Raw genomic sequence first — 24540 nt, forward strand, 5'->3', positions numbered from 1 at the left:
CCGTCAGCCGACAGCAACCCGAAGAAGTCAGTAGGAAGCCCAGCAGCGCCTCGGCGCGCCAAGGACGGGGTGAGTCGAACCGGATCTTGTGGCCGACCTGGTCTGACCGGTGCGGCAACCAGCCGCGCGGCGTCAGTCCAGGAGGGGACGCCCCGCGCGACCCTCGCTGAAGCGAGGACAGCCGGTCTCGTCCACTTCCACTGAGACCGCGGGTTCCACTGAGATCGCGGGCCTTCGTGATCACCGGCATGAGGGAGAGTCTCGGGCGATCTCTTGTCGTCGGCCGGGTGGCGTCGTGTTGTCCTCACGCGTCGATCGCGAGGTCTTCCAGCGGTTTTGAGCAGCAGAGCAGGATCTTGTTCTGGGTGATCTCGCGTGGCCGGATGCCTCCGTTGTGCTGCATGTCGACGGAGCCGGAGAGCAGGGTCGTCTTGCAGGTGCCGCACATGCCCTGCGCGCACGAGGCCGGCAGGCTGAGGCCGGCTCGGGACGCGGCGGCGAGGAGCGAGGTGTCGGCGTCGCACTCGATGGTGCGTCCGCTGCGGGTGAACTCGACCTTGAAACCGGCACTCATGTCGGCGTCGGGCGAGGCGCCGACCGACGCGGTCGGCGCCTCGAAGGTGAAGCTCTCCTCGTGGTAGTGGTCCATGTTGAGGTCCGCGTCCGACAGCATGTGCCGTACGGCGGCCATGTAGGGGGCGGGTCCGCAAGTGAAGACCTCCCGTTCGTGGAGGTCCGGCGCGACCTGTCGAAGCGTCTCGATCGTCAGTCGGCCGCGGTATCCGCCCCAGGGGGCGTACGGGCGGTCCTCCTCGCAGATGTGGACCACTCGGATGTTGGGTGCGGTCGCGGCGATGAGGTCGAGTTCATGGCGGAAGACGATGTCCGCCGGGGTGCGGGCGCTGTGCACGAACACCACGTCGGCGGGGTCGGCCAGGTCGTACAGCGTCCTGGTCATCGCCATCGAGGGCGTCACTCCGACGCCCCCGGACAGGAAGAGGTACTTGGGCGCGGGATGCCGGGCCGTGGAGAACTCGCCGAGCGGTCCGTGCGCCCGCACGGTGTCGCCGGGCTTCAGGTGGTCGTGCAGCCAGTTCGACACGAGTCCGCCCGGTACGCGCTTCACTGTGATCGAGAGCAGGAAGGGGCGGGTGGGCGGGGAGGAGATGGTGTAGCAGCGCTGAACCGGCCGGCCGTCGATGTCGAGGGCCAGTGTCAGGAACTGGCCCGGGTCGTGCCGGAACAGCCGGGGTTCGACGTACTCGAACACGAACGTGGTGACGTCGTGCGTGAGCGGATGAACCTGACGGCACACCAGCAGTTCTTCGGTCTCGGTCATCGCTGCCGCTCCAGGTGTGACAGGTGTGCCTTGAGCCGGGTCACGTACCAGTTCACGAACGCCTCGACCTGCTCCTCGGTCGGGCCGTACGGGCCCGGCTGGTAGGCCGGGCTGCTGATGCCCTGGTGGGCGCGGGCGACGAACACCGCGTCCTGGTCGTTCGTGGCCTTCCACACCTTCGTCAGCGTGTCGAGGTCGTAGTCGACCCCCTCGACGGCGTCGGCGTGCACGAGCCAGGTGGTGCGGACGAGTGTGCGGTCCGGGGCGAGCGGGATCGCGGTGAACGTGATCGCGTGGTCGGCCATGAGATGGAACCAGGCGTTGGGCTGCGTATGGAAGGACAGCCGACCCAGGCGGGCGGTGGGGAAGTCCGCCAGCGGGCGCTTGCAGGCGGCCGTGCCGTCCTGGGTGTAGGACTCCCCGGCCCCGTCGAGGGGCTCGCGCTGGACACGGAAACCCGTGGTACGGGTGTCCAGTTCCTCGATCGCGGCATACGGCAGGCCGAGCGACTCGTAGGTCTTGCGGGCGTCCGCGTCGGCCCGCAGGTAGCGCTCGTAGGCCGGCCGCAGCGCCGGAGGGAGGGTGTGCTCCTCGTAGCCGTAGGTGGGGAAATAGCAGGCCTGGAGTTCGGGATGGCCGCCCACGCAGTGGTAGCATTCCCGGTTGTTCTCCATGGTCAGCTTCCAGTTGCCGTTCTCGACCAGGTCGATCTGCGTGGCGACCTTCGCCTTGGCCAGGTTGTGCGGTGCGAGGTACGGCTCGACGCGGGCGGCGACCTCGTCGAAGTCGTCGGGCGGCGTCTCGGCCAGGCAGATGAAGACCAGCCCGGCCACCGTGCGCACGTGCACGGACCGCAGCCCGAAGCACGACGGGTCGAAGCCGGGCGTCTGGGACTCGGCGTGCAGCAGTCTGCCGTCCACGCCGTACGTCCACCGGTGGTACCCGCAGACGATGTTGCCCACCGAGCCGCGCTCCTCGTTCAGGATGCGCGCGCCGCGGTGGCGGCAGACGTTGTGGAAGGCCCGTACGTCCTCGTCGTCGTCGCGGACGACGATGACCGAGTACGGCCCGATGGTGACCGTGACATAGTCGCCGGGCTCGGGAAGCTCTGCCTCGGCGGCGACAAACAGCCAGTGCTGGGCGAAGACGGCCTCGATGTCGAGGCCGAAGAACTCCTCGCCGACGTAGAACGGGGCTTCGAGGCTCTGTCCGACAGTACGCCGGGCAATGAGGTCGGCTGGGGAGCGCACCTCGGCGGCGGGTGTCACTGGGTTCATCTCATCTCTCCGACAGGACTCGGAAGTTGACGTGAGGTCATGGGGTCAGGGAGTTCAGACCGGCAGACACAGCCGCAGCGCGTCGTAGATCGCGGCGTGGATGTTGCGGGCTGCGACGGCGTCGCCGATGCGGAACAACTGGTAGCGGCCCGCCTCGTTGCGGACCACCGCTTGTTCCTCGTGCGCCAGCAGGGCGCGGTGGTCGACCTCGCCGAGGTTGGTCGAGTCGGGGAGGAGCTCGAAGTACAGCTCGTCCATGGGAAGCGTTCCGTGCTCCACGATCACGTGGTCCACGATCCGTTCGGTCTCGGCCTCGGTGTACTCGCTGTAGAGGGTCGCGGCGAGCCGTCCGTCCCCGGTTCGGCGTACGGAGCGCAGCCGCTGGGCGAGCGTGGTGATGACGTCGTGTGCGGTGAACGCCCGCAGGTAGGCGGGGGAGTTCATGCTGCCGACGTCGGGGGCGAGGGTGCGCTCCGGAGTGACGTACTCGATCCAGGCGCCGGATGTCGTGAGGACCTCCACGGCGTCCATGGCCGGGTAGCCGCCGTGATCGTCGTAGACCAGGATCTCGCCCCGCGGGCGCCGCAACGAGCCCGTCATCACGTCCCAGGTGTCGAAGACCAGCCCCTCGCCCTTGGCGAGGAAGCTGCGGTTGGGCGTGCCGCCGGTGGCGACGATCACGAGGTCGGGGTGTTCGGCGAGGACGTCGTCGGCTTCGGCATACGTTCCCAGGCGCAGGTCGACGCCGAGGTGTTTGCACTCGGCGAGGCGCCAGTCGACGATCTGGATCAGGTCGCCCCGGCGCGGGTTCGACGCGGCGAGCCTGATCTGCCCGCCGGGCTGGTCGCTCGCCTCGAACAGGACGACATCGTGGCCGCGTTCACCCAGCACGCGGGCCGCTTCCAGACCGGCCGGACCGCCCCCGACGACCACTGCCTTCCTGCGGCGGCCGATGGTGGGGGAGATGACGTGGGGTACGTGGAGTTCCCGGCCGGCAGCCGGGTTGTGAACGCACTTGGTGTCGCCGGAGTCGTAGATCGCGTCAAGGCAGTAACTCGCCCCGACGCAGGGCCGGATGCGGTCCTCCTGGCCGGCCTTCACCTTGGCGACCAGGTGCGGATCGGCGATCTGCGCGCGGGTCATGCCGACCAGGTCGAGCAGCCCTTCGCGCAGGGCGTGCCGTGCGGTGGCGACGTCGGCGATGCGTGCCGAGTGCATCACGGGGATGGAGAGCCGTCGCTTGATCTCGCCGGTGAAGTCCAGGTACGGCCCGAGCGGGGTGCCGATGGACGGGATGGTCTTCGCCAGGGAGGCGTCGCTCTCGAGGGAGCCGTGGATGGCACTGACGAAGTCGATGCCGTCGGCGGCGTACTGCTCGGCGGCGGTGAGCGCCTCGTCGAAGGTGAGACCGGGGAGGCCGCCGGGGTGCGCCTCGTCGAGCGACATCCGGATGCCGACGACGAAATCCGGGCCGACGGCTTCGCGGACGGCCCGGATCACCCGGCGCGGGAACGCCATGCGGTTCTCCAGGCTGCCGCCCCACTCGTCGTCGCGGTGGTTGGTCGCGGGGGACAGAAAGCTGTCCAGGAAGTGGCCGTACGCCATCAGTTCGATGCCGTCGAGGCCGCCCTCCCGGCAGCGAACCGCCGCGGCGGCGTAGTCGGTGACGATCCGGTCCAGGTCCCACGCCTCGGCGGCTTTCGGGAATGAACGGTGCGCGGGTTCGCGCAGTGGTGAGGCGGACACCACCGGGAGCCAGTCGCCGGTGAAGTTGCTGGTGCGGCGGCCGAGATGGGTGACCTGGCACATGACCGCGGCGCCGGCTTCGTGCAGGTCGTCGGCGAGCCGGCGCAGCCACGGCACGATCTCGTCGCGGTACAGGAGCAGATTGCCGAACGCGGGCGGGCTGTCGGGCGAGACCACCGCCGAGCCGCCGATCATCGTCAGACCGACCCCGCCGCGCGCCTTCTCCAGGTGGTAGGCCCGGTAGCGGTCCTTGGGCATGCCCTCTTCGCCGAACGCGGGTTCGTGGGAGGTGCTGACCACGCGGTTGCGCAGGGTGAGGTGCTTGAGCTGGAAGGGCTGGAGCAGGGGATCCAGGGTGGTTGAGGGCACAGCCGCTCCTCAGGGACGCGCCGGACGGTAGTAGTTTCGCTATGCGAAACGACACCATGATACGAGACAGATAGTGAAGCTGGGAATCCCCGGCCGTCAAGAGCCCCTGCCTGTCTCGCTTATCTGTCTCGCTGCGTGGCCCGGATCGGCGCCGGGCTCAGCCGCGCTTCACGTACCCCCGGCGCCAGGAGATCTTCGCGCCGGCCTTCATCACCTGTTCCGCGAGGTCGGGAATGGTGTCCTCGTTGATCCGGAAGGTCGGCCCGGACAGCGTCACGGCCGCGATGACCTGGCCGTTCAGGGAGTGGATCGGGGCGGCGATGGCGGCCAGTCCGATCTCGTGCTCCTCGCTGGTGGTGGCGTAACCGCGCTCGCGGACCGCTTCGAGCTCCGCCGCGAGACGCACCGGGTCGACGATGGTGTGCGGGGTGTACTGCTTCGGCCGCTTCGCGAAGATATCCGCGATCTCGTCGGGGGTCATGTGCGCCATGAAGAGCTTGCCTGCCGAAGTGGCGTGCATCGGGGAGCGCCGGCCGACCCAGTCGATGCTCATGATCGCCGAACCGATCGCCTGGTCGATGCTGATCACGTCGTCGCCGTCCTGGATCGCTACGTTCACGGTGTCGCCCACGGCCGCGGCCAACTCCTGGCAGACGGGGTGGCTCAGCACAGCCAGGTCGTTCACCTTGCTCGCGCCGCCCGCGAGTTCGACCATCGTGTACCCGATGCGGTACCGCCCGCGCTCGGTGTCCTGCTCGACCATGCCCCGTGACTCCAGGGTCGCCAGCAGCCGGAACACGGTCGACTTGTGGATGGCCAGTTCCTCGGCGATCTCGGTCACGCCGCTGGGGCCCCGCTTGGCCAGCACCTGCAGGATCGATACCGCCCGGTCGACGGACTGCACCGAGTGATCACGTGGGCGGCTGCCGTTGCTGGTCATGGCGGAAGAGTAGTCGAGCGGCAGGCGCTGTCGGCGAGCCCCTGGCCGCCTGGTTTCACCCCGGTGCCGCGGCCGCATGGTGCGCCTTCCCGTGACGGTCGTCCGGGGTTAATTCGCCGTTTCCTTCCTCCGAGGGCCTTGACGGGTCGCCCGGCACGGGGACATGGTTCGTACCGCATTGCACATTAGTTTCGCATTGCGAAACAACCTCGACCTTTCCGCCCCGCGCGGACCCCGGAGGTGGGGCACGGTGATTGAGGCATCTCGGCTGGAAAAGGTGTACGGCTCGGCATCCGACGGAGTGCACGCGGTCGACGGCGTGACGTTCGACGTGGCACCAGGAGAGCTCTTCGTGATCATGGGGCTGTCGGGCTCCGGCAAGTCGACCCTGCTCCGCATGCTCAACCGGCTGGTGGAGCCGACATCCGGTGAACTCCGCATCGACGGCCGCGATGTGCTGGCGATGGGCGACGCGGACCTCCGGGAGCTGCGCAACCGCAAGGTCAACATGGTCTTCCAGCACTTCGCGCTGTTCCCGCACCGCACGGTCCGCGAGAACGCCGCCTACGGCATGCGTCTACGGGGAGTCGCCGAGTCCGAGCGGCTCGATCGCGCCGACTGGGCGCTGCGGACGGTCGGCCTCGGCGACCGGGGCGACGCCTACCCAGGTGAACTGTCCGGTGGTCAGCGGCAGCGTGTGGGTCTGGCCCGCGCGCTGGCCACGGACGCCGAGATCCTGCTCATGGACGAGCCGTTCAGCGCGCTCGACCCGCTGATCCGCCGCGACATGCAGGACCTGCTGCTGACGCTGCAGCGAGACCTGCGCCGCACGATCGTCTTCGTCACCCACGACCTCAACGAGGCGATGCGGCTGGGCGACCGGATCATGGTCATGCGGGACGGGCGCGTCGTACAGCTCGGAACCGCGACCGACATCCTCCACACGCCCGCCGACGACTACGTCCGCGACTTCGTCTCCGACGTCGACCGTTCACGCGTGCTGACCGCGAGCGCCATCATGCGCGAGCCGCTGATGACGGCGAGCGCGGACGACGATCCCCAGGACGTCCTGAGGAGGCTGTCGAACGTCGAGGCCGCGGGCGTCTACGTACGGGATTCCGACGGGCGCATCGCCGGAGTGGCGCGCGACGACCTGCTCGCCCAGGCGGTCCGGGTTGGCCGTACGTCCGTGCGCGAATGCCTGGTCGAGGAGTACGAGCGGACCAGCCCTGACACCCTGCTCGTCGACCTGTGCCCGCGGGTCGGACGGCACGCCGTGCCCCTTGCCGTCACCGACGACGACGGCCGGCTCCTCGGCGTCGTCCCCCGTGCGGCACTCCTCACGGCGCTGTCCGACCCCCGGAAGACGGACGCGACCGACCCCCGGAAGGAGGCGGCCCATGTCTAGCCCCTTGTTCACCATCGACCTCGGTACGCCGGTCAGTTCCGCCGTCGACTGGCTCACGCAGCACCTGGGTGGCCTCTTCGACGCCATCTCCTCGGTGATGACCGAGCTGGTCAACGCCGTGCTCTTCGTCCTCACCGCACCGCATCCGCTCGTCGTGACAGCGGTGTTCACGGCACTCGCGTTCCTCGCCCGCAAGTGGGGCTTCGCCGCCTTCACCGTCGTCGCCTTCCTGCTCATCCAGGGCATGGGCCTGTGGACCGAGGCGATGCAGTCCCTTGCAGTCGTACTCGTCGCCTCCGTCCTCGCCGTGGCCATCGGAGTGCCGATCGGCGTGTGGGCCGCCCGGGGCCCGGTGGCCAGCGCCGTCGTCCGACCGGTGCTCGACTTCATGCAGACCCTGCCGGTGTTCGTCTACCTCATCCCGGCCGTCTTCTTCTTCGGCATCGGCCTCGTCCCCGGAGTCGTCGCGACCACCGTCTTCGCTGTCCCGCCCGCCGTCCGCCTCACCGAACTGGGCATCCGGCAGGTCGACAAGGAGGTCGTCGAGGCCGCGCACGCCTTCGGCGCCAAGCCCCGCCAGATCCTGCGCGAGGTCCAACTCCCGCTCGCCCTGCCCTCGATCATGGCCGGCGTCAACCAAGTGATCATGCTGGCCCTGTCCATGGTGGTCATCGCCGGCATGGTCGGCGCCGCCGGCCTCGGCACCGTCGTCGTCCGCGGCATCAGCCAACTCGACGTGGGCGTCGGCTTCCAGGGCGGACTCGCCGTCGTCTTCCTCGCCATCTTCCTCGACCGCGTCACCAGCGCCCTGGCCGCACCGAGGCGACGCAGGCGCCGCAAGAACAGCACCCGGCCCGCCCCGGGCGCCGACGCCACATCCGCTCCCGTCCCCGCCCTCGAACCCGCCGTCGCCGCTTCGGCGTGAAGACTGCCCAAGAACAGGAAAACCGCTCATGAACCACACCTCACGCCGCTCCCGCGGCGCGCTCCTCGTCGGCTGTATCGCCGCCGTACTCACCCTGGTCACCACCGCGTGCAGCGGAGAGACCGCAAGCGTGGACTCCGGCTCCGGCGGGGGGAGCGGCGACTCGAAAACGGTGAAGATCGCCGTCGTCGAGGGCTGGGACGAGGGCACCTCCGCCACGTACCTGTGGAAGGAGATCCTCGAAGACCGTGGTTACAAGGTCGATGTCCAGTCACTGGACATCGCCAGCGCTTTCACCGGCGTCGCCAACAAGCAGGTCGACCTCTACCTTGACGCCTGGCTGCCCAGCACCCATGAGTCGTACTGGAAGAAACTCGGCTCCAAGCTGGAGGTCACCTCCACCTGGTACGAACCGGCCGACCTCAATCTGACCGTCCCCACATACGTCAAGGACGTCAACTCGATCGCCGACCTCAAGACGCACGCCTCCGAGTTCGGCGGCCAGATCGTCGGCATCGAGGCGGGATCCGGCCTGATGCGGCTCACGCGTGAGAGCGTCATGCCCGCCTACGGCCTCGAGGACGACTACCAGCTCACCGAGAGCAGCAGCTCCGCCATGCTCTCCGCGCTGCAGAACGCCATCGCGAAGAAGAAGCCGATCCTGGTCACCCTGTGGCGACCGCACTGGGCGTACGCCAAGCTGCCGCTGAAGGTCCTCAAGGACCCCAAGGGCGCATACGGCGACCCCGACAAAGTCCAGGCCATCGCCCCCAGGGGCTTCGCAGCCGACCACCCCGAACTGGCCGGATGGCTCAAGGACTTCAAGCTCACCTCGGCCCAACTGGGCAGCCTCGAACTGCTGCTCCAGAAGAAGGGCTCGGGCCATGAGCAGGAAGCCGCGAAGGAGTGGATCGGTGAAAACAAGACGCTGGTCGACTCCTGGCTGAAGTGAGCCGCACAGGGAGACCGTGACGGGTGGTTCGGGCCGGTCTTCCTCAACGGAGCACAGGGGGAGCCGAGCCACGGAGTACGGCACCATCCAGGGCTTCGGCGTAGTCGCGTGACGTCCGTTTCGTGATCATCCGAGGCCGAGGAGTGCGAGGGCGCGACGCGGGTCGCGGGCGTTGCGGCGGAGGCCGGCCGCGATGTTCTTCACTCCGGCGGATCTCTGAGCGGCCGTGGCCGATCCCCCGGGTGCGCCCCTGAAGCGGGATGTCCTTCCAGGGAAGGGACCCCAGCTGCCGGCGTAGCTTCTTCTGGTTGCCCTTGACGATCACGATGTAGTGGGCACCCCGACCGAGGAGGTAGCCGGCGTGCTCGCGCTGGGTGTGCATCGCGTCGCCGTCGATGCGGGCCAGCAGCTGGCGGACCGTTGTCTCGGCGGGCAGGACCCGCCTGGGCAGAAGCGGATCGGGCTGGGCGCCGACCTGTTCCAGCACGTACGCCGGGGCATCAACGATCCACTCGCTCACCACCGGCAGCGAGGTCGCCCCGGCCGGCACGGCACACGCGGTGAGTGCGAGCACCACGGCCAGGCGCTGGCGCACCCCGCGCGGAACCCGCGGGTCCAACACCTCGGCCAGCCGCCCCAACAGGCCGGGACCTCCTCGGGAACGACATCGGAATGCTCGCGGAGCTGGTCAAGGCCAGTCGGGATCAGCGTGACGCGTCGGCAGGCACGGTCTTCCACTCGGATCACGAGGCGTAGAGAACTCCATGATCTTGAAGCCGTGCCTGCCACACTCCGGGGCCCCGCTGAGCTGACGGATCGCCACGACCGTGGCATCGCGCGACAACGCCGAAGCCTTGCCCCCGAAGAAGCTCATTGAGTGCCGGGAATCAGCAAGATGACTCCATCAGACCCGGGACACATCACAGCCTCCACCAGCCCCGGGGCAAGCGGTTCACGAGCCACTCCGGCCGGCGCCCTGCAGCACGCTACGGGCAGCAAACCCGACCACGCGCCACTACCGCACATACAAGTCAGCGGTTCAATGAGCGAGTGCGTCCGGGCATCGCCTCACTTACGCGGAAATCGCTCGTCCGAGACTTCCATGGCCTGGATGAGCGCGCCGTCGGGGTCGTAGAACAGGAAGGAACGGGTTCCGGCGTATGGGGACCAGATGTAGTCGGTCTGAAGCTCGCAACCAGCGGCCTTGACGCGCTGAAAGAGGTCATCGATGTCGGGCACATCGATCGCCAGCTCCGTGATGCCTGTCTTGCCGTAGCGCAGGTACTCGTCTGGAGCCTTGGTGGAGAGCGGGTTGGCCGCCTACTGCAGTTCCAGCGCCGCGCCAGAGTCGTCGGCGACGACCACGATCCGGGTCGCCGCGTCCTTCACGCCCAGAATGTCGTCGAGCGTCGAGGAGTCGAACCAGTTTCCGGGCTCGGTACTCTCCGCTATCACGTTCTTGAATCCCAGGAGGTCTTGATAGAAGGGCAGCGATCGGTCCAGATTGCTCACGATGATGCAGATGTGATTGAAGCTCACGATTTTCCTCTGTGGACGGGGGGGAGCGGTCGCCGCAGGCATTGGTCCGGCGGCACTGATGCAGACCGGTCGGCGGCCAACTCCCGCCGCTGGTGAGTAACTTCAGCCAGAACGGTAGAACCTGACGCTAGTGTCAGGTGCAAGTCATTCGGGGTGAGACCCCCGCGAGGAGGCGGGCCGAGGCGACGGCCGGATCGGTGAGTGACCGCCCACCACTCAGGTGCCCCCTGGCGGCCCGTCCTCCCCCTGCGGCGACGGCAACCGCCGAGTACAAGTGGTTACGAAGAGGCTCGTGATCGCGGGTGAAGCAGAGGCTGTCGGCCGGCGGAACCGCCCTGCCCGAGAGACAGCTCCGGCCGGACCCCAGTCGGCCGGGCCGGCCAACGAGGTTCGCCGCGCCGCCGACTGGCGCTGTCGCCCGCTGTGCATCCTGCTGACCTGCTGTCCGCGTACGGCCGAGTTCCGCTGAGGTCAGAGCTCGGCCAACGCCGACGGTCCCGGCTTGTGCCCCGCCATCACGGTCTGGGCGGTCGCGGTGAGGCGGGAGGCGGCCGGGCGGGCGTCCGGGAGCCAGGCCAGCACAAGTTGGGTGGGCGGGTATCCGTGGACGGGCACTGTCCGTACGGATTTGCCGAGGCGGTCGCGGATGCTTTCGCCGATGACGATCACGAGTTGTCCGAGCGCGACGCGGTCGACCATGGTGTCCAGTGCCTCGTTCGGCAGTTGCGGCTCGTAGCCCGGCAGCGCCTCGACCTCGGTGAGGGTCAGGAACGGGCGCTCCGCCAGGGGGTGGCCCGCCGGGAGCAGGACGACCGGCTCTTCCGGGCCGAGCTCGATCATTTCGAGGCCGGGGGTGGCAACCGTCTGGCACATGAGGGCGACGTCCGCGGTGCCGTCTTGAAGGGCGCCGATCTCGTCGTAGGTGAACACGACGTCCGTGAGCACGCCATCCGCGCCGTCTGCGCCGGCGGCGAGCAGGGCGGGCAGGACGCCGGGGCCGGAGCCGGGGCGTGCCGCGATGCTGACCCGCTGCTCGGCGGCTTTGCGCGCCTTGCGTACGGCGGTGTCCATGGCCGCCAGGATGGTGCGGCACTCGGCCAGGAAGACCTCGCCCGCGGCGGTCAGCGTCACCTTCCGCGTGGTGCGTTCCAGCAGCGGGGCGCCCACGCGCCTCTCCAGGTGGGCGATGGCCCGGGACAGAGGTGGCTGGGTGATGCCGAGGCGTTCCGCGGCTTGGCTGAAGTGCAGCGTCTCGGCCACGGCCACGAAGTAGGTGAGTTCCCGGGTCTCCAGTTGATTCATGCCTCCAGGGTATTACCTGATGCCCAGACAGTCATTGCTCCGCCGTAGCCGTCCTGGTCAGCTTGGTTGTGCGCCCCGGGCCCCGGCCGGATGAGGTGCTTGCGCCGTGCCGACCCGCACGCAACAGGAAAGGCAGAGCTGTGAGAGCCGTTCAGTACCAGAGCTTCGGCGGACCCGAAGTCCTAGAAGTCGTCGATGTTCCGGATCCGAAGATGTTCAACGATCTCGTTCTGGTGAGAATCGAGGCCGCCGCGCTCAACCCGGCGGACCTGGCATTCCAGAGCGGAGCCCCGGATCTCCTCGTGGACTCCCTCTTCCCCGTGACCCCCGGGTGGGATCTGGCCGGGGTCATCGAGCAGGCTGGAGCCGCGACGACGGGATTCCGGCCGGGCGACGAGGTGATCGGCTTCGTCCGCGACAAGGCCATGCACTACGGCACCTACGCCGAGAAGATCTCGGCCGAACCCCGCCAGCTGGTGCGCAAGCCCAGGAACCTGAGCTGGGCCCAGGCCGCCGGGCTGCCGCTCGCCGGACTCACCGCCTACCAGGCCATTGTGCACAGCCTTGAGGTGACCGCCGGCGACACCGTCCTGGTGCACGGGGCGGCGGGCGGCGTCGGACACCTCGCCGTCCAGATCGCCGCCGCGCGCGGCGCCCGCGTGATCGGGACGGGCTCCGAGGCCAGCCAGGCGTTCATCGAGTCCCTGGGCGCGACGCCGGTGCGCTACGGCGACGAGCTCGTCGAGCAGGTACGCAAGATCGCCCCGGACGGGGTCGACGCGGTCCTCGACACCGCCGGACGTGGCTCCCTGGCCACGACGCACGCGATCGCCGCCCTCGGGGCGCGGGTCGCTTCCATCACGCAGTCCGCCGCCGAGTACCCGGGGACCATCGACGTCTTCCTCCACCTCGACGGCGATGACCTGACCCGGCTGGTGGAGCTCGCCGAGGAGGGCAAGCTCACCGTCCACGTCGGCCAAACCTTCCCCCTCGCCCAGGCGGCGCAGGCCCAGCAGCTGCTGGCCGGCGGCCACGCCCGGGGCAAGATCATCCTCGAAAACCGCATGGAGGTCTGAGAAACATGGACAACAATCCCGTCATCAGCACGGTCACCGACATCGCCGCTTCCCCCGAGGAGGTGTGGAAGGTCCTGACCGACTTCGCCGGATACGCACAGTGGCACCCCGACCTGAGCTTCGTCGATGTGCCCACCGAAGTCCTGCCCGGCACCAAGCTGCGGGCCCGTCTGTCGAATGGATCCGAGATGGACGGGGAGTACGACTTCACGGTCCTCCACTACGAGGCACCGCGACGGCTTGCCTGGGAGGGCGGCATCCCCGGCGTCGTCACGGGGGACCATTCCTTCCTCCTCGACCCCCATGACGGCGGAACGCGCTACACGGAATCCGAGGTCTTCACCGGCCCGGCCGCCGTGGAAGCCGTGGAGCCCAACCGGGCCAAAATGGAGGAGAGCTCCGCAAGCTACGGCAGGGCTCTGAAGGAACGACTCGAATCCGGCCACTGACCACCCCGCGCAGCCCACACACCGGACATCCGTCCGCGCACCGGAACACTTCCGCGCCCGCAGACCACACGGTCTGCGGGCGCGGGTGTGCCCGAAAACGCAGACCCGTCACCACAAGGAACAGCAATGAACGACACGCTCGGCATCATCGGAAGCGGCCGCCTCGGCGGCGCGGTGGCGCGCCTGGCCGTCAACGCGGGGATCGACGTGGTGCTCAGCAACTCGCGCGGTCCCCAGACCCTGCGCGCTCTCACCGACCGCCTGGGCCCCCGGGCGCGCGCGGCCACTCCGGCGGAGGCCGCCGCGGCCGGCGACTGGACGGTCGTCGCGGTCCCCTTCAGCGCCGTGCCCCACCTGCCCGCGGACGCCCTGGCCGGGAAGACCGTCATCGACGCGAACAACTACTACCGACCGCGGGACGGCGTCATCGCCGATCTGCTGGCGGGCGGCCTGACCGCGGGAGAGCTGTTCCAGCGGTCCGTGCCGGGCGCGCGGACGGTCAAGACGTTCAGCACCATCTACTTCGAGCACCTCCTCTCCCTCGCCCGTCCCGCCGGATCCCCCGACCGCAGCGCGCTCCCGATCGCCGGCGACGACGACGCGGCCAAAAAGTCCGTCACCGCTCTGCTCGACCGTCTCGGCTACGACAGCGTCGACGCAGGCACCACGGCGGAGAGCCGGCGCATCCAGGAGGGCAGCCCCGCCTACGTCCTCCCCTACCTGTCCGACCCCCGACTGCCCTGGCCCCGCGACCCGGGAAAGCCGGCCGGTGTCAAGGAGGTTCGTACAGCCCTGGAACAGGCGCGCAGCAGGTCTTGACAAGGACGAACCAGACCAGCGGACGCACCTCAACTCCGGGCCGCCGAGCCCGGACGGGCACGACCGGACAGCGCGACGACCGTGGCGCCCTGGCGCAGGGCGGCGTTCTCGATGAAGCGGCGCGAGGAGCTGGTCGGGGAGCTGGAGCCGCTGCGCATGGAGTCGGCCGAGAGGCATCCGTGGGCGGCCTGGGCCGAGGAGGCGGCGCACGAAACGGCACGGCTGCCGGGTGCGCCCAGCCGCTGGTCGGGCAAGAAGGATCTGTCCTGGGTGCCGCTGAGGCCGGAGCGGGTGTGCGAGGTGGCGTACGACCACATGGAGAACGGGCAACGCTTCCGGCACACGGCCCGCTTCCGCCGCTGGCGCCCCGACCGGACACCCGAGAGCTGCACGTACGCGCAGCTGGAGGAGCCGGTTCGCTACAACCTCGAGGAGATCCTGGGGCCGTGGGACCGACAGGACCGCCCATCCGCGCCTGTTCCCCGTTCCCCGCATGGCCGAGTAAACCGCCTTCGATCTTGGCCGATTGGGTAGGACCTGATTGAATCCCAAATCGAAAAAGCGGCGAAACGGGGCACAGTGGACAGCGTAGGCGTGAGGCGGACGGGGCTGAAGGGTCGAACGAGGCGCACCACGCTGGTGACGGCACTATTGGCCGCCCTGTCGGCGGGCTCCGTCATGGCGGGCTGTACGCCCGACGAGACCGACGACGGCCGCGGGCCGGACGACGGCACGGGCGCCGGTTCCGTACTCGCCGTGAAGATCGACAACGTGAGCCGTGCCCGACCGCACACGGGCATCGACGCGGCGGACATCGTGTACGCCGAGCAGGTGGAGGGCGGCCTCAGCCGGCTGATGGCGGTGTACGCGACCAGGTTCCCGAAGGCGATCGGGCCGGTGCGCAGCGCGCGTGAATCCGACCTGGAGCTGCTGCGCCAGTTCGACGAGCCGACACTCGCCTTCTCGGGAGCGCAGGGCAAGTTGCTGCCGCTGATCGACAAGGCCCCGCTGAACGCGGCACTGCCGGAGTCGGACTCGAAGGCGTACTACCGGGGCACCGACAAACCCGCCCCGCACAACCTGTATCTGCGCCCCGAACGGCTGCTGAAGTCCGCCCCCGGAGCGGACGCGCTGACCACCGGCTTCGAGTACGGCGCGCTACCCGCGGGCGGCAAGGCCGAGACCTCGCACACCGTGCGCTTCCCCGCGGCCCGCTTCACCTTCACCTGGTCCCAGAGCCGGGACCGCTGGCTGGTGTCGATGGACGGCAGGCCGACCGAGACGACCGACGGACCGCAGATGGCCGCCGCGACGGTGGTCGTGCAGTACGTGAAGATCCGCAAGTCCCAGTTCAAGGACTTCCTGGGCAACAACACCCCGTACACCGAGACCGTGGGCTCGGGCACGGCGACGGTCCTGCGCGACGGCCGCGCTTTCGACGCCCGCTGGAAGCGCGCGTCGCCCGAGGACGGAACGCGCTTCACAACGCAGGACGGCAATGAGATGCCGTTCGCCCGCGGGCAGGTGTGGGTGGTGTACGCGAAGGCGTGACCGTGACGCCTCAACGCTGCGCAACGAGAGGTTCTCCCGGATTGCGCAGCCCCTCCGCCGCATCCGAGACCCGCTGAAGCAGATCGAAGAACACGGCCTGCTCCTCCGCCGACAAGGGCGCCAGGAACACCTGGTTCATCCGAGCCGTCCGCACCGTCAGCTTGCGATGCGTACGCGCCCCCTCGTCCGTGAGGCGGAGCAGGAAGCGACGGCCGTCCTGCGGGTCGCGGACCTTGTCGAGGAGGCCGCGGCGGCCGAGCCGGCTGATCACCTCGGCGATGGTGGACCGGTCCAGCCCCACCCGCTCCCCCACGGTGCGCTGATCCAGCCCCGGCTCGGCGACAAGCGCGTTCAGCACCGCGAACTGCGGCGAGGTGATCTCCTCGGAGACCATCGTGTTCCACAGCAGGTAGTGCGCCTGCTGCAGCCGCCGGGCCAGGTGCCCGGGGTGGGTGGTGAGGTCCACCGCGGCCATATGCGCTCCTCGGATTCGTCGGTGCACTGAACGATACCGCTCACGACATACGACTGTCTGCTGAGTGAGCTCCGTATCTCACCTGCCAGTACGTAGGAAACCTTGACGACCGAACCGGCGGGTGGCAGCGTGAGGGAAACCTCGCAGAAATAGTCAGTGCCCTGAGCAATAGGGGCGCTGGCCGCTCGGAAGAGATGGGGCTTCACGGATGGACAAGGTGGTCGCCACAGCCGCCGAGGCGGTGGCCGATGTGCCGGACGGCGCGTCGCTCGCGGTGGGCGGTTTCGGGCTGAGCGGTGTGCCGAACGTTCTGATCCAGGCTCTGTACGAGCGGGAGGTCTCCGGTCTGAGCGTGGTCTCCAACAACTGCGGGGCGATGGAGTCGGGGCTCGCGATACTCCTGGCGGCGGGCCGCATCGCCCGCGTCACGGGGTCGTACATCGGCGCGAACAAGGAGTTCGCCCGGCAGTACCTGGCCGGTGAGCTGGAGGTCGAGATGATCCCGCAGGGCACGCTGGCCGAGCGGCTGCGGGCAGGTGGCGCCGGCATCCCCGCCTTCTACACCCCGGCCGGTGTCGGCACCCAGGTCGCGGACGGCGGACTGCCCTGGCGGTACGACGGTGAGGGCGGCGTCGCGCTCGCCTCGCCGCCGAAGGAGGTGCGGGAGTTCGACGGCACGGAGTACGTGCTGGAGCACGGCATCCGTACCGACTTCGCCCTCGTACGGGCCGCGAAAGGCGACCGGCACGGGAACCTGGTCTTCAACAAGTCGTCCCGCAACTTCAACCCGCTGGCCGCGATGGCCGGCCGGGTGACGATCGCCGAGGTCGAGGAACTCGTCGAGCCGGGCGAGATCGACCCGGACGCGGTGCATCTGCCGGGGATCTTCGTACAGCGGATGATCGCCCTGACCCTCGAGCAGGCGAACGCCAAGATGATCGAGCAGCGGACGGTGAGTTCCTGATGGCCTGGACGCGTAACGAGATGGCGGCCCGCGCCGCGCGCGAGCTGGAGGATGGCCAGTACGTGAACCTCGGCATCGGACTGCCGACGCTGATCCCCAACTACCTCCCGCCCGGCGTCGAGGTGATCCTGGAGTCCGAGAACGGCATCCTGGGCACCGGCCCGTACCCGACCGAGGACCAGGTCGACCCCGACCTCATCAACGCCGGCAAGGAGACCGTCACGGTCCTGCCCGGCGCCTCGTACTTCGACTCCTCCCTCTCCTTCGGGATGATCCGCGGCGGCCACATCGATGTCGCCGTACTCGGCGCCATGCAGGTGTCCGCCCGCGGGGACCTCGCCAACTGGGCCATCCCCGGAAAGATGATCACCGGCATCGGCGGCGCCATGGACCTGGTGCACGGCGCCCGCAGGGTGATCGTCGTGATGACGCACACCGCCAAGGACGGCTCACCGAAGATCCTTGAGGAGTGCGCGCTGCCGCTGACCGGCAAGACGTGTGTGAACCGGATCATCACCGACCTCGGCGTCCTGGATGTCACCGACGACGGACTCGTCCTCGTCGAGGCAGCGCCGGGTGTCGAGACCGAGGAGATCGTCACGAAGACCGCCGCGAAGGTTCGCACTCCGGAGGAGATCGCATGAGGGACGTCTACATCGTCGATGCCGTCCGCACCCCGTTCGGCAGGTACAACGGCTCGCTGGCAGGCGTACGCCCGGACGATCTCGGCGCGCACGCCATCCGTGAACTCCTCGCCCGTACGCCCGACTTGGACCCGTCCCGGATCGAGGACGTGTACTTCGGCAACGCGAACGGCGCGGGCGAGGAGAACCGCAACGTCGGCCGTATGGCCGCCCTTCTCGCGGGCCTGCCCACATCCGTGCCCGGCGTGACCGTCAACCGGCTGTGCGCCTCCGGCCTCGAAGCCGTCATCCAGGCCGCGCGGGCCATCGCGCTCGGTGACGCCTCCATCGCCCTGGCCGGCGGCGTGGAGTCGATGACCCGCGCCCCGTACGTGCTGCCGAAGAGCGACAAGCCCTTCCCGGCCGGTCACACCGAGCTGTACTCGACGACGCTCGGCTGGCGCATGGTCAACCCGAAGATGGATCCGCAGTGGACCGTCCCGCTGGGCGAGAGCGCGGAGTTGATCGCCGAGAAGCACAAGATCGGCCGGGAGCAGCAGGACGAGTTCGCGCTGGCCTCCCATCAGAAGGCGGCCCGTGCCCAGGCCGACGGCCTCTTCGACGCCGAGCTCGCCCCTGTGTCGATCCCGCAGCGCAAGGGCGACCCGGTCGTCTTCGGCGCCGACGAATGCGTACGCGCAGACGCGTCCCTCGCCGCGATGGCCAAGCTCAAGCCGTCCTTCCGCAAGGAGAACGGGACGGTGACGGCGGGCAACGCGTCGCCTCTCAACGATGGTGCCGCGGCCCTGCTGCTCGTCGACGAGGAGGGCCTGCGAGCCACCGGCCGCGAGCCGCTCGCCCGGGTCTCCGCCTCCGGTGTCTCCGCGATCGACCCGCACTACTTCGGGCTCGCCCCGGTCGAGGCCGTCAACCGCGCACTCGCCAAGGCGGGCAAGGGATTTGGCGATCTGTCGACTCTCGAACTCAACGAGGCGTTCGCCGCCCAGGTCCTCGGCTGCGTAGCCGAGTGGCCCGAGTTCGACCCGGCGATCCTCAACCCGCAGGGCGGCGCGACCGCGCTCGGCCACCCGCTGGGCGCCTCCGGTGCCCGGCTCGCCGGGACCGTCGCGCACCAACTCGCCCGCCGTGGCTCGGGAGTTGGCGTCGCCACCCTCTGCATCGGCGTCGGCCAGGGCCTGGCCCTCGTCCTCGAACGCTAAGACCGCCCAGGACCCGTAGGAATCGGAATCCTCATGACGCTCACCCAGTCGGACATCGACATCGAGATCAACGACCTCCAGAACGCGTACGACAAGGCCGTCGCCGGCGGCGCCCCGGTCAAGCACCATCCGCCGCGCGACTACGCCCCGTACCGCAGCTCCGTGCTGCGTCACCCCAAGCAGCCGCTGGTCGCGGTGAACAGCGGCGACCCGGAGACGGTCGAGCTGTCCGGTCCGGTGTTCGGTCCGACCGACATCACCGACATCGACAACGACCTCACCGTGCAGCACCAGGGCGAGCCGCTCGGCGAGCGCATCACCGTCTCCGGGCGGCTGCTCGACCGCGACGGGCGCCCGGTGCGCGGCCAGCTCATCGAGCTGTGGCAGGCCAATGCCTCTGGCCGGTACGCGCATCTGCGCGACCAGCACCCGGCACCGCTCGACCCCAACTTCACCGGTGTGGGACGGGCTCTGACGGACGATCAGGGACGGTACTTCTTCCGGACGATCAAGCCGGGCGCGTACCCGTGGCGCAACCACACCAACGCGTGGCGCCCCGCGCACATCCACTTCTCGATGTTCGGCACGGCGTTCACGCAGCGGCTCGTGACACAGATGTACTTCCCGAACGACCCGCTCTTCCCGTACGACCCGATCCTGCGCTCGGTGACCGACGAGTCGGCCCGCAACCGCCTGGTCGCGCAGTACAACCACGACCTTTCGCAGCCCGAGTTCTCGCTCGGCTACGAGTGGGACATCGTTCTCGACGGTCCCTCCGCCACCTGGATCGAGGAAGGTCGCTGAGCATGACCGAGAACACCACGGGGCAAGTCCTCCCCACCCCCTCCCACACCGTCGGCCCGTTCTACGGGTACGCGCTGCCCTTCCCCGAGGGCGAGCAGGTGGCGCCGAAGGGGCACCCCGACCAGATCACGCTGCACGGGTATGTCCTGGACGGCGAGGGCAAGCCGATCCCGGACGCCATCCTGGAGTTCTGGCAGGCGGCTCCGGACGGCTCCCTCAAAGGCGCCCCCGGTTCGATGCGCCGTAACCCGGTGACCGGCGGCTATCTCGGCCGCAACGGCACGGACTTCACCGGTTTCGGGCGGGTAGCCACGGACGCCGACGGGCACTACGCGCTGTACACGCTGCCGCCGGGCAACGCCGGGCTGCCGTACATCAGCGTGTGCGTGTTCGCGCGCGGTCTGCTGCACCACCTGTACACGCGGGCGTATCTGGCCGACGGCGCCGACCCGTTGCTCGACTCGCTGCCGGCCGAGCGCCGGGCCACGCTGGTCGCACAGCCCGGCGAGCGGCGCACGTACCGTTTCGACATCCGCCTTCAGGGCGAAGGCGAAACGGTCTTCCTGGAGTTCCAGTGACCCTCGGCGACACCGACAGCCTGCTCGCCCCCGGGTGGGCAGGCTCCCCCGCCGCGTCCGCGACCGGCGACACCGCCTTTCTCCAGGCGCTGCTGGACGCGGAGGCGGCGCTCACGCGTGCGCAGGCGTCGCTCGGCCTCGCGCCTTCAGAGGCCGCAGCGGCTGTGGACGCGGCGGCCGACGCGGCGCGCTTCGACGTCCATGACCTCGCGCTGCGTGCGCGGGGCGGCGGCAATCCGGTGATCCCGCTGGTCGCGGATCTGACCGCGGCGGTCGGGACGGTGGACGAGGAGTACGCCCCGTACGTCCACCGGGGCGCGACCAGCCAGGACATCATGGACACGGCCACGATGCTGGTGGCCGCGCGGACCCTTGACCTCGTCCTGGCGGACCTGGCCCGTACGGAGCGTGCGCTGGCCCGGCACGCTCGGGAGCACCGGGACACGGCCATGCCTGGGCGGACGCTGACGCAGCACGCGGTGCCGACGACCTTCGGTCTGAAGGCGGCGGGGTGGCGATCCCTGGTGCTGGACGCACGGGATCGCGTCCAGGGTGTACGCGACGGTCTCCCGGCCCAACTCGGGGGTGCGGCGGGCACGTTGGCAGCCTTCGCCGCGTACGGGGCTGCGGACACCGGCGCGCTCGTCGAGGCGTACGCGCGTGAAGTCGGCCTCGCTGCACCGGTGTTGCCCTGGCACACCCTGCGCACTCCGGTCGCCGATCTCGCGGGCGCCCTCGCGTTCACGGCGGGCGCCCTCGGCAAGACGGCGGCGGACGTGCTCACGCTCAGCCGTACGGAGATCCGCGAGCTGAGCGAGGGCTCCGGTGGCGGTTCCTCCGCGATGCCGCACAAGGCGAACCCCGTGCGCGCCACGCTGATCGCCGCCGCGGCCCGCCGTGCGCCGCAGTTTGCCGCGACGCTGTACGGCTCGCTGGCAGCCGAGGACGAACGCCCCGCCGGTGCCTGGCATGCCGAGTGGGAGCCCCTGCGCGAACTGCTCCGCCTGGTAGGCGGCGCGGCGCGGGACACGGCCGAGCTGGCCGAAGGCCTCCAGGTGCACGCGGATGTGATGCGCGCCCACCTTGACCTCACGCATGGCCTGATCGTCTCCGAGCGGCTGTCCGCCGAACTCGCGCCGGTGCTCGGGCGGGCCCGCGCGAAGGAGCTGCTCACCCGGGCGGCCGAGCGAGCCACCGCGGAGAACCGGCCGCTCGTCGAACTCCTCGCCGAGGAGCCCGAGTTGAAGGAACTCGACCTGGCAGTCCTCACGGACCCGACCGAGTACACCGGCTCCGCGGGAGCCCTCACCGACCGTGCCCTGGAGCGACGTTGACCACCCAGCCGACCCCGACCGGTAAGCAGCTGCACCACCGCGCCGAGGGACCCGCCACCGCTCCCCCACTGCTCCTCGGCCCATCCCTCGGCACGTCGACGGCCCTGTGGGACAAGGTCGCGCCCGAACTCTCCATCACCCACCGGGTCGTACGCTGGGACCTCCCCGGCCACGGCCGCTCCCCCGCCGACCTGATCGCTCCCGGCGCGACCGTCGCCGAACTGGCCGAACTCGTCCTCTCCCTCGCGGACTCCCTCGGCATCGACCGCTTCTCGTACGCGGGGGTCTCGCTCGGCGGCGCGGTGGGCTTGCAGCTCGCGGCGTACCACCCGGAGCGGATCGAGCGCCTCGCCGTGATCTGCTCCTCGGCCCACTTCAACGGGGCCAAGCCGTGGGAGGAGCGGGCCGCGCTCGTCCGCGCGGAGGGTCTTGTCGAGCTCGCGGCGAACGCGAACTCCCGTTGGTTCACGCCCGGTTTCACCGTTCCGGAACTCGTCGAGGACCACCGCAGGGCGGACCCGGAGGCGTACGCCGCCTGCTGTGACGCGCTCGCGGCCTTCGACATCCGTGACCGGCTGCCGCGGATCAGCGCGCCGACTCTGCTCGTCGCCGGCCGCGAGGACCCGGCGACTCCGCCCGCGCATCTACGGGAGATCGCCGACGCCGTGCCCGGTGCCGCGCTCACCGAGATCCCGCACGCCTCGCATCTCGCCCCCGCCGAGCGGCCGGAGGCCGTACTCACCGCCCTGCGCGGGCACTTCGACGGTGGCGCGAAGCGGGGCATGGAGGTACGGCGGCAGGTGCTCGGCGACGCGCATGTGGATCGCGCGCAGGCCCGGCAGTCTCCGTTCACGGCCCGGTTCCAGGACTTCATCTCGCGTTACGCGTGGGGGGAGATCTGGACGGACGACACGCTGTCGCGCCGCGAGCGCAGCCTGATAACGCTCACCGCGCTGGTCGCCCACGGGCACTACGACGAACTGACCATGCACGTCCGCGCGGCCCGCCGCAACGGGCTCTCGCCCGAGGAGATCGGCGCCGTGCTGCTGCAGACGGCTGTGTACTGCGGCGTTCCGGCGGCCAACTCGGCGTTTGCGGTGGCGCAGGAGGTGTTGGCCGAGGAGGACGGGGTGGGGTGATCCAGGCGGATTGGCCCCGCCCCGAGCGGGAACCCCCACCGGGGCTTCGCCCTGGATCCCCGCCCCTCAAGCTCCCCGAGGGGTTGATTGTTCGCGGCGCGGGCCGAATCCGCAGCTGGAGTCGCGCCGAAGCACGACGCAACGGCCGGGACAGTGACACGCGAAGGGCCTCGGCTGGTTCAGGGAAGCACGGATGCTGTTGCCCAACGGCAGTGCGGGCTTTCCGGCCGACGCCGCTGGCCCCGGCGGGAGGCGGTCGCAGGAAAATGTGACAGAGCGGCACTCGACTGTCACATTCCCGCGACCAGCCACCTGGCCGGGGAGGATGCGCCGGGAACGTACTGGCGGGCCAGCCTCACCCGAGACCGTGACGCCGTCGACCGGCTCATCGACCAGGCGAGCGGACTCCTCGGCCGCGTCGACGATGACCTGCCGTGGGGCAACGCGTGCCGTCGCACACCCGGCTACCTCGAAGTACAGCGTGCCACCTGCTACGGCCGACTCGGCCTTGGCGCCGAGGCTGTCTCCTTGTGGGATCAGGTGCTCGACATCGTCCCCGAGACGGCACGCAGGGACCGCGGCGTGTACCTCGCCCGGCACGCCACACCGGCGGCCGGCGCGGGCGAACCGGAACAGGCGCTGGAGATCGCCCGCACGGTCGCCGACATCGCGGCCGAGACCCGCCCGCCGACTCGCGGGAGGGGTCCCCGGCCACACGGCTATGGTGGCGCGCCATGACGAATGAATCGCACTTTCCGACTTACCGAGCTGGATCGGCGACTCGGCGCATGTATCCGGTGTGGCTGTTCGGAGGCATCATCTTCGGTATGGGCCTGCTCGCCAACCTGTTCGTGATGGTGGAACACGGGGACGGCTCCGTCCTCGGGATGCTGTTCAGCCTGGCCGTCGTAGCCTCGGTGGCCTTTGGCTACGCCTCGACCAAGCGGAGCGCGACCATCACGACCCCCGATTACATCGAGGTCCGCACCCTCTTCGGGACCCGACAGACGGCGTGGGGGGACATCCAGGAGATCGGGACCAAGGGCTCCAAGAAGATGGCCCAAAGAGTCGTGATCTACGACAGCTCCGGCCGCCAGATCGGCCTCCCGTTCGTCAACCCCCGCGACATCACCTCGTTCTCGGAGGAGGTACGCGTCCTGCGCGGGCTGTGGGAGCGACTCCGTGGCCCCGACTGGAGGCCACAACGGCACGGGCAGGAGTCGAGGGGATCCGAGTAGGACATTCTCCAATAGGACTCGTTCACAGAGTTCTCGATCCACTGAAGGCATCGCGGTGCGCCGTGAGTGATCGGCACAGCGATCACTTCTGGGTTGTCCCACAGATGGTGCCCAAGCAGATGCTGCTCCAGCTCGGGCCCGGCGCCGTGTGGACCGTCGGCGACAACGCCGACACCTTCGCTCTGAGCCTGTGGCAGGAAAAAGCGTTAGTTGCCGCGAAGAAAGCCTTCAATCAACTCGGCGTCCGCCTCGCTGAGCAGAAAAGGACAGAGCCGAGCCACAAACCGACAGGAAGGGTCAGCCACATAGGGCCTGCAACAAGCAGTACGACGAGGCACACTCCCGGCCATATGAGAATCCCGTACCAAGCGTCGCGAAACACCTTCTTCCAACCCACGCGCAATCCTAGTGTGATGCGCCTGAAATCGCGGGCTTAAGTCTCTCGCTGATTATCGGTGGCCGGCGGAGTGACT

Annotated in this window: 24 protein-coding genes and 2 pseudogenes; 17 read left to right on the forward strand and 9 right to left on the reverse strand. The window is 69.3% G+C overall.

Annotated features, from left to right (window positions below):
* Positions 1 to 304: 304 nt before the first annotated feature.
* From ACYVO6_RS46740 to ACYVO6_RS46755, 4 genes are all read right to left on the reverse strand, one after another.
* Positions 305 to 1339: an FAD-binding oxidoreductase gene (locus ACYVO6_RS46740; RefSeq protein ID WP_461072636.1), complete on the reverse strand. Its 1035-nt coding sequence runs from the start codon at positions 1337 to 1339 to the stop codon at positions 305 to 307.
* Positions 1336 to 2616 (reverse strand): aromatic ring-hydroxylating oxygenase subunit alpha, encoded by a 1281-nt coding sequence (locus ACYVO6_RS46745; RefSeq protein ID WP_461072638.1) that lies wholly within the window; start codon positions 2614 to 2616, stop codon positions 1336 to 1338. The genes ACYVO6_RS46740 and ACYVO6_RS46745 overlap by 4 nt, the downstream gene beginning before the upstream one ends.
* Before the next feature lie 54 nt (positions 2617 to 2670).
* The gene (locus tag ACYVO6_RS46750) at positions 2671 to 4731 is read right to left on the reverse strand and encodes an oxidoreductase (RefSeq protein WP_461072640.1); all 2061 of its coding nucleotides are present in this window, start codon (positions 4729 to 4731) and stop codon (positions 2671 to 2673) included.
* Positions 4732 to 4888: 157 nt separating this feature from the next.
* Complete coding sequence (locus ACYVO6_RS46755; protein WP_461072642.1) at positions 4889 to 5671, reverse strand: IclR family transcriptional regulator; 783 nt, start codon at positions 5669 to 5671, stop codon at positions 4889 to 4891.
* Between the two features lie 250 nt (positions 5672 to 5921).
* On the opposite strand from ACYVO6_RS46755, the gene ACYVO6_RS46760 reads away from it, so the two are divergent.
* Genes ACYVO6_RS46760 through ACYVO6_RS46770 form a run of 3 tightly spaced genes read left to right on the forward strand, consistent with a single transcriptional unit; the run spans position 5922 to position 8956 of the window.
* The gene (locus ACYVO6_RS46760) at positions 5922 to 7079 is read left to right on the forward strand and encodes a quaternary amine ABC transporter ATP-binding protein (protein ID WP_461072644.1); all 1158 of its coding nucleotides are present in this window, start codon (positions 5922 to 5924) and stop codon (positions 7077 to 7079) included.
* Positions 7072 to 8004: an ABC transporter permease gene (locus ACYVO6_RS46765; RefSeq protein WP_461072646.1), complete on the forward strand. Its 933-nt coding sequence runs from the start codon at positions 7072 to 7074 to the stop codon at positions 8002 to 8004. The genes ACYVO6_RS46760 and ACYVO6_RS46765 overlap by 8 nt, the downstream gene beginning before the upstream one ends.
* A 28-nt stretch (positions 8005 to 8032) precedes the next feature.
* Positions 8033 to 8956: a glycine betaine ABC transporter substrate-binding protein gene (locus ACYVO6_RS46770; RefSeq protein ID WP_461072648.1), complete on the forward strand. Its 924-nt coding sequence runs from the start codon at positions 8033 to 8035 to the stop codon at positions 8954 to 8956.
* Between the two features lie 43 nt (positions 8957 to 8999).
* Here ACYVO6_RS46770 and ACYVO6_RS46775 read toward each other — a convergent pair whose 3' ends face one another.
* The 4 genes from ACYVO6_RS46775 to ACYVO6_RS46790 form a co-directional block, all read right to left on the reverse strand.
* On the reverse strand, positions 9000 to 9596 hold the full coding sequence (locus ACYVO6_RS46775; RefSeq protein WP_461072650.1) for a transposase family protein: 597 nt from the start codon (positions 9594 to 9596) through the stop codon (positions 9000 to 9002).
* 428 nt (positions 9597 to 10024) lie between these two features.
* Complete coding sequence (locus ACYVO6_RS46780) at positions 10025 to 10237, reverse strand: VOC family protein (protein ID WP_461072699.1); 213 nt, start codon at positions 10235 to 10237, stop codon at positions 10025 to 10027.
* Positions 10238 to 10276: 39 nt separating this feature from the next.
* Complete coding sequence (locus ACYVO6_RS46785) at positions 10277 to 10495, reverse strand: VOC family protein (protein WP_461072652.1); 219 nt, start codon at positions 10493 to 10495, stop codon at positions 10277 to 10279.
* A gap of 471 nt (positions 10496 to 10966) precedes the next feature.
* A complete protein-coding gene (locus ACYVO6_RS46790; RefSeq protein WP_461072654.1) occupies positions 10967 to 11797 on the reverse strand; it encodes a LysR family transcriptional regulator in 831 nt (276 codons plus the stop codon).
* Between the two features lie 140 nt (positions 11798 to 11937).
* On the opposite strand from ACYVO6_RS46790, the gene ACYVO6_RS46795 reads away from it, so the two are divergent.
* From ACYVO6_RS46795 to ACYVO6_RS46815, 5 genes and pseudogenes are all read left to right on the forward strand, one after another.
* A complete protein-coding gene (locus ACYVO6_RS46795; RefSeq protein ID WP_461072656.1) occupies positions 11938 to 12873 on the forward strand; it encodes an NADP-dependent oxidoreductase in 936 nt (311 codons plus the stop codon).
* Between the two features lie 5 nt (positions 12874 to 12878).
* On the forward strand, positions 12879 to 13322 hold the full coding sequence (locus ACYVO6_RS46800; RefSeq protein WP_461072658.1) for an SRPBCC domain-containing protein: 444 nt from the start codon (positions 12879 to 12881) through the stop codon (positions 13320 to 13322).
* A 126-nt stretch (positions 13323 to 13448) separates the two neighbouring features.
* Positions 13449 to 14141: an NADPH-dependent F420 reductase gene (locus ACYVO6_RS46805; protein ID WP_461072660.1), complete on the forward strand. Its 693-nt coding sequence runs from the start codon at positions 13449 to 13451 to the stop codon at positions 14139 to 14141.
* 99 nt (positions 14142 to 14240) lie between these two features.
* Positions 14241 to 14585 (forward strand): annotated as a pseudogene (locus ACYVO6_RS46810) (ATP dependent DNA ligase); the annotation flags it as partial.
* A 195-nt stretch (positions 14586 to 14780) separates the two neighbouring features.
* On the forward strand, positions 14781 to 15692 hold the full coding sequence (locus ACYVO6_RS46815; protein ID WP_461072662.1) for a DUF3048 domain-containing protein: 912 nt from the start codon (positions 14781 to 14783) through the stop codon (positions 15690 to 15692).
* Positions 15693 to 15702: 10 nt separating this feature from the next.
* Here the strand turns inward: ACYVO6_RS46815 and ACYVO6_RS46820 are convergent, their stop codons facing one another.
* Positions 15703 to 16167, reverse strand: a complete 465-nt coding sequence (locus ACYVO6_RS46820; RefSeq protein ID WP_461072664.1) for a MarR family winged helix-turn-helix transcriptional regulator — start codon at positions 16165 to 16167, stop codon at positions 15703 to 15705.
* 208 nt (positions 16168 to 16375) lie between these two features.
* Between ACYVO6_RS46820 and ACYVO6_RS46825 the strand changes: the two genes are divergently transcribed.
* From ACYVO6_RS46825 to ACYVO6_RS46865, 9 genes and pseudogenes are all read left to right on the forward strand, one after another.
* Positions 16376 to 17131, forward strand: coding sequence for a CoA transferase subunit A (locus ACYVO6_RS46825; protein ID WP_461072666.1), 756 nt, complete (start codon positions 16376 to 16378; stop codon positions 17129 to 17131).
* Positions 17131 to 17775, forward strand: coding sequence for a CoA transferase subunit B (locus ACYVO6_RS46830; protein ID WP_461072668.1), 645 nt, complete (start codon positions 17131 to 17133; stop codon positions 17773 to 17775). The genes ACYVO6_RS46825 and ACYVO6_RS46830 overlap by 1 nt, the downstream gene beginning before the upstream one ends.
* Positions 17772 to 18974 (forward strand): thiolase family protein, encoded by a 1203-nt coding sequence (locus ACYVO6_RS46835; protein ID WP_461072670.1) that lies wholly within the window; start codon positions 17772 to 17774, stop codon positions 18972 to 18974. Before ACYVO6_RS46830 ends, ACYVO6_RS46835 begins: the two co-directional genes overlap by 4 nt.
* 33 nt (positions 18975 to 19007) lie before the next feature.
* Entirely contained in the window at positions 19008 to 19778 is a 771-nt protein-coding gene (gene pcaH, locus ACYVO6_RS46840) for a protocatechuate 3,4-dioxygenase subunit beta (protein WP_461072672.1), read from the forward strand.
* Positions 19779 to 19780: 2 nt separating this feature from the next.
* Positions 19781 to 20356 (forward strand): protocatechuate 3,4-dioxygenase subunit alpha, encoded by a 576-nt coding sequence (pcaG, locus tag ACYVO6_RS46845; protein WP_461072674.1) that lies wholly within the window; start codon positions 19781 to 19783, stop codon positions 20354 to 20356.
* A complete protein-coding gene (pcaB, locus tag ACYVO6_RS46850) occupies positions 20353 to 21690 on the forward strand; it encodes a 3-carboxy-cis,cis-muconate cycloisomerase (protein ID WP_461072676.1) in 1338 nt (445 codons plus the stop codon). The genes pcaG and pcaB overlap by 4 nt, the downstream gene beginning before the upstream one ends.
* Positions 21687 to 22829 (forward strand): bifunctional 3-oxoadipate enol-lactonase/4-carboxymuconolactone decarboxylase PcaDC, encoded by a 1143-nt coding sequence (gene pcaDC, locus ACYVO6_RS46855; protein ID WP_461072678.1) that lies wholly within the window; start codon positions 21687 to 21689, stop codon positions 22827 to 22829. Before pcaB ends, pcaDC begins: the two co-directional genes overlap by 4 nt.
* 348 nt (positions 22830 to 23177) lie before the next feature.
* Positions 23178 to 23513: pseudogene (locus ACYVO6_RS46860) on the forward strand (Twin-arginine translocation pathway signal); the annotation flags it as partial.
* 50 nt (positions 23514 to 23563) lie between these two features.
* Positions 23564 to 24067 (forward strand): PH domain-containing protein, encoded by a 504-nt coding sequence (locus tag ACYVO6_RS46865; RefSeq protein WP_461072680.1) that lies wholly within the window; start codon positions 23564 to 23566, stop codon positions 24065 to 24067.
* Positions 24068 to 24540 lie beyond the last annotated feature (473 nt).

Source organism: Streptomyces pseudoechinosporeus, assembly GCF_054783935.1.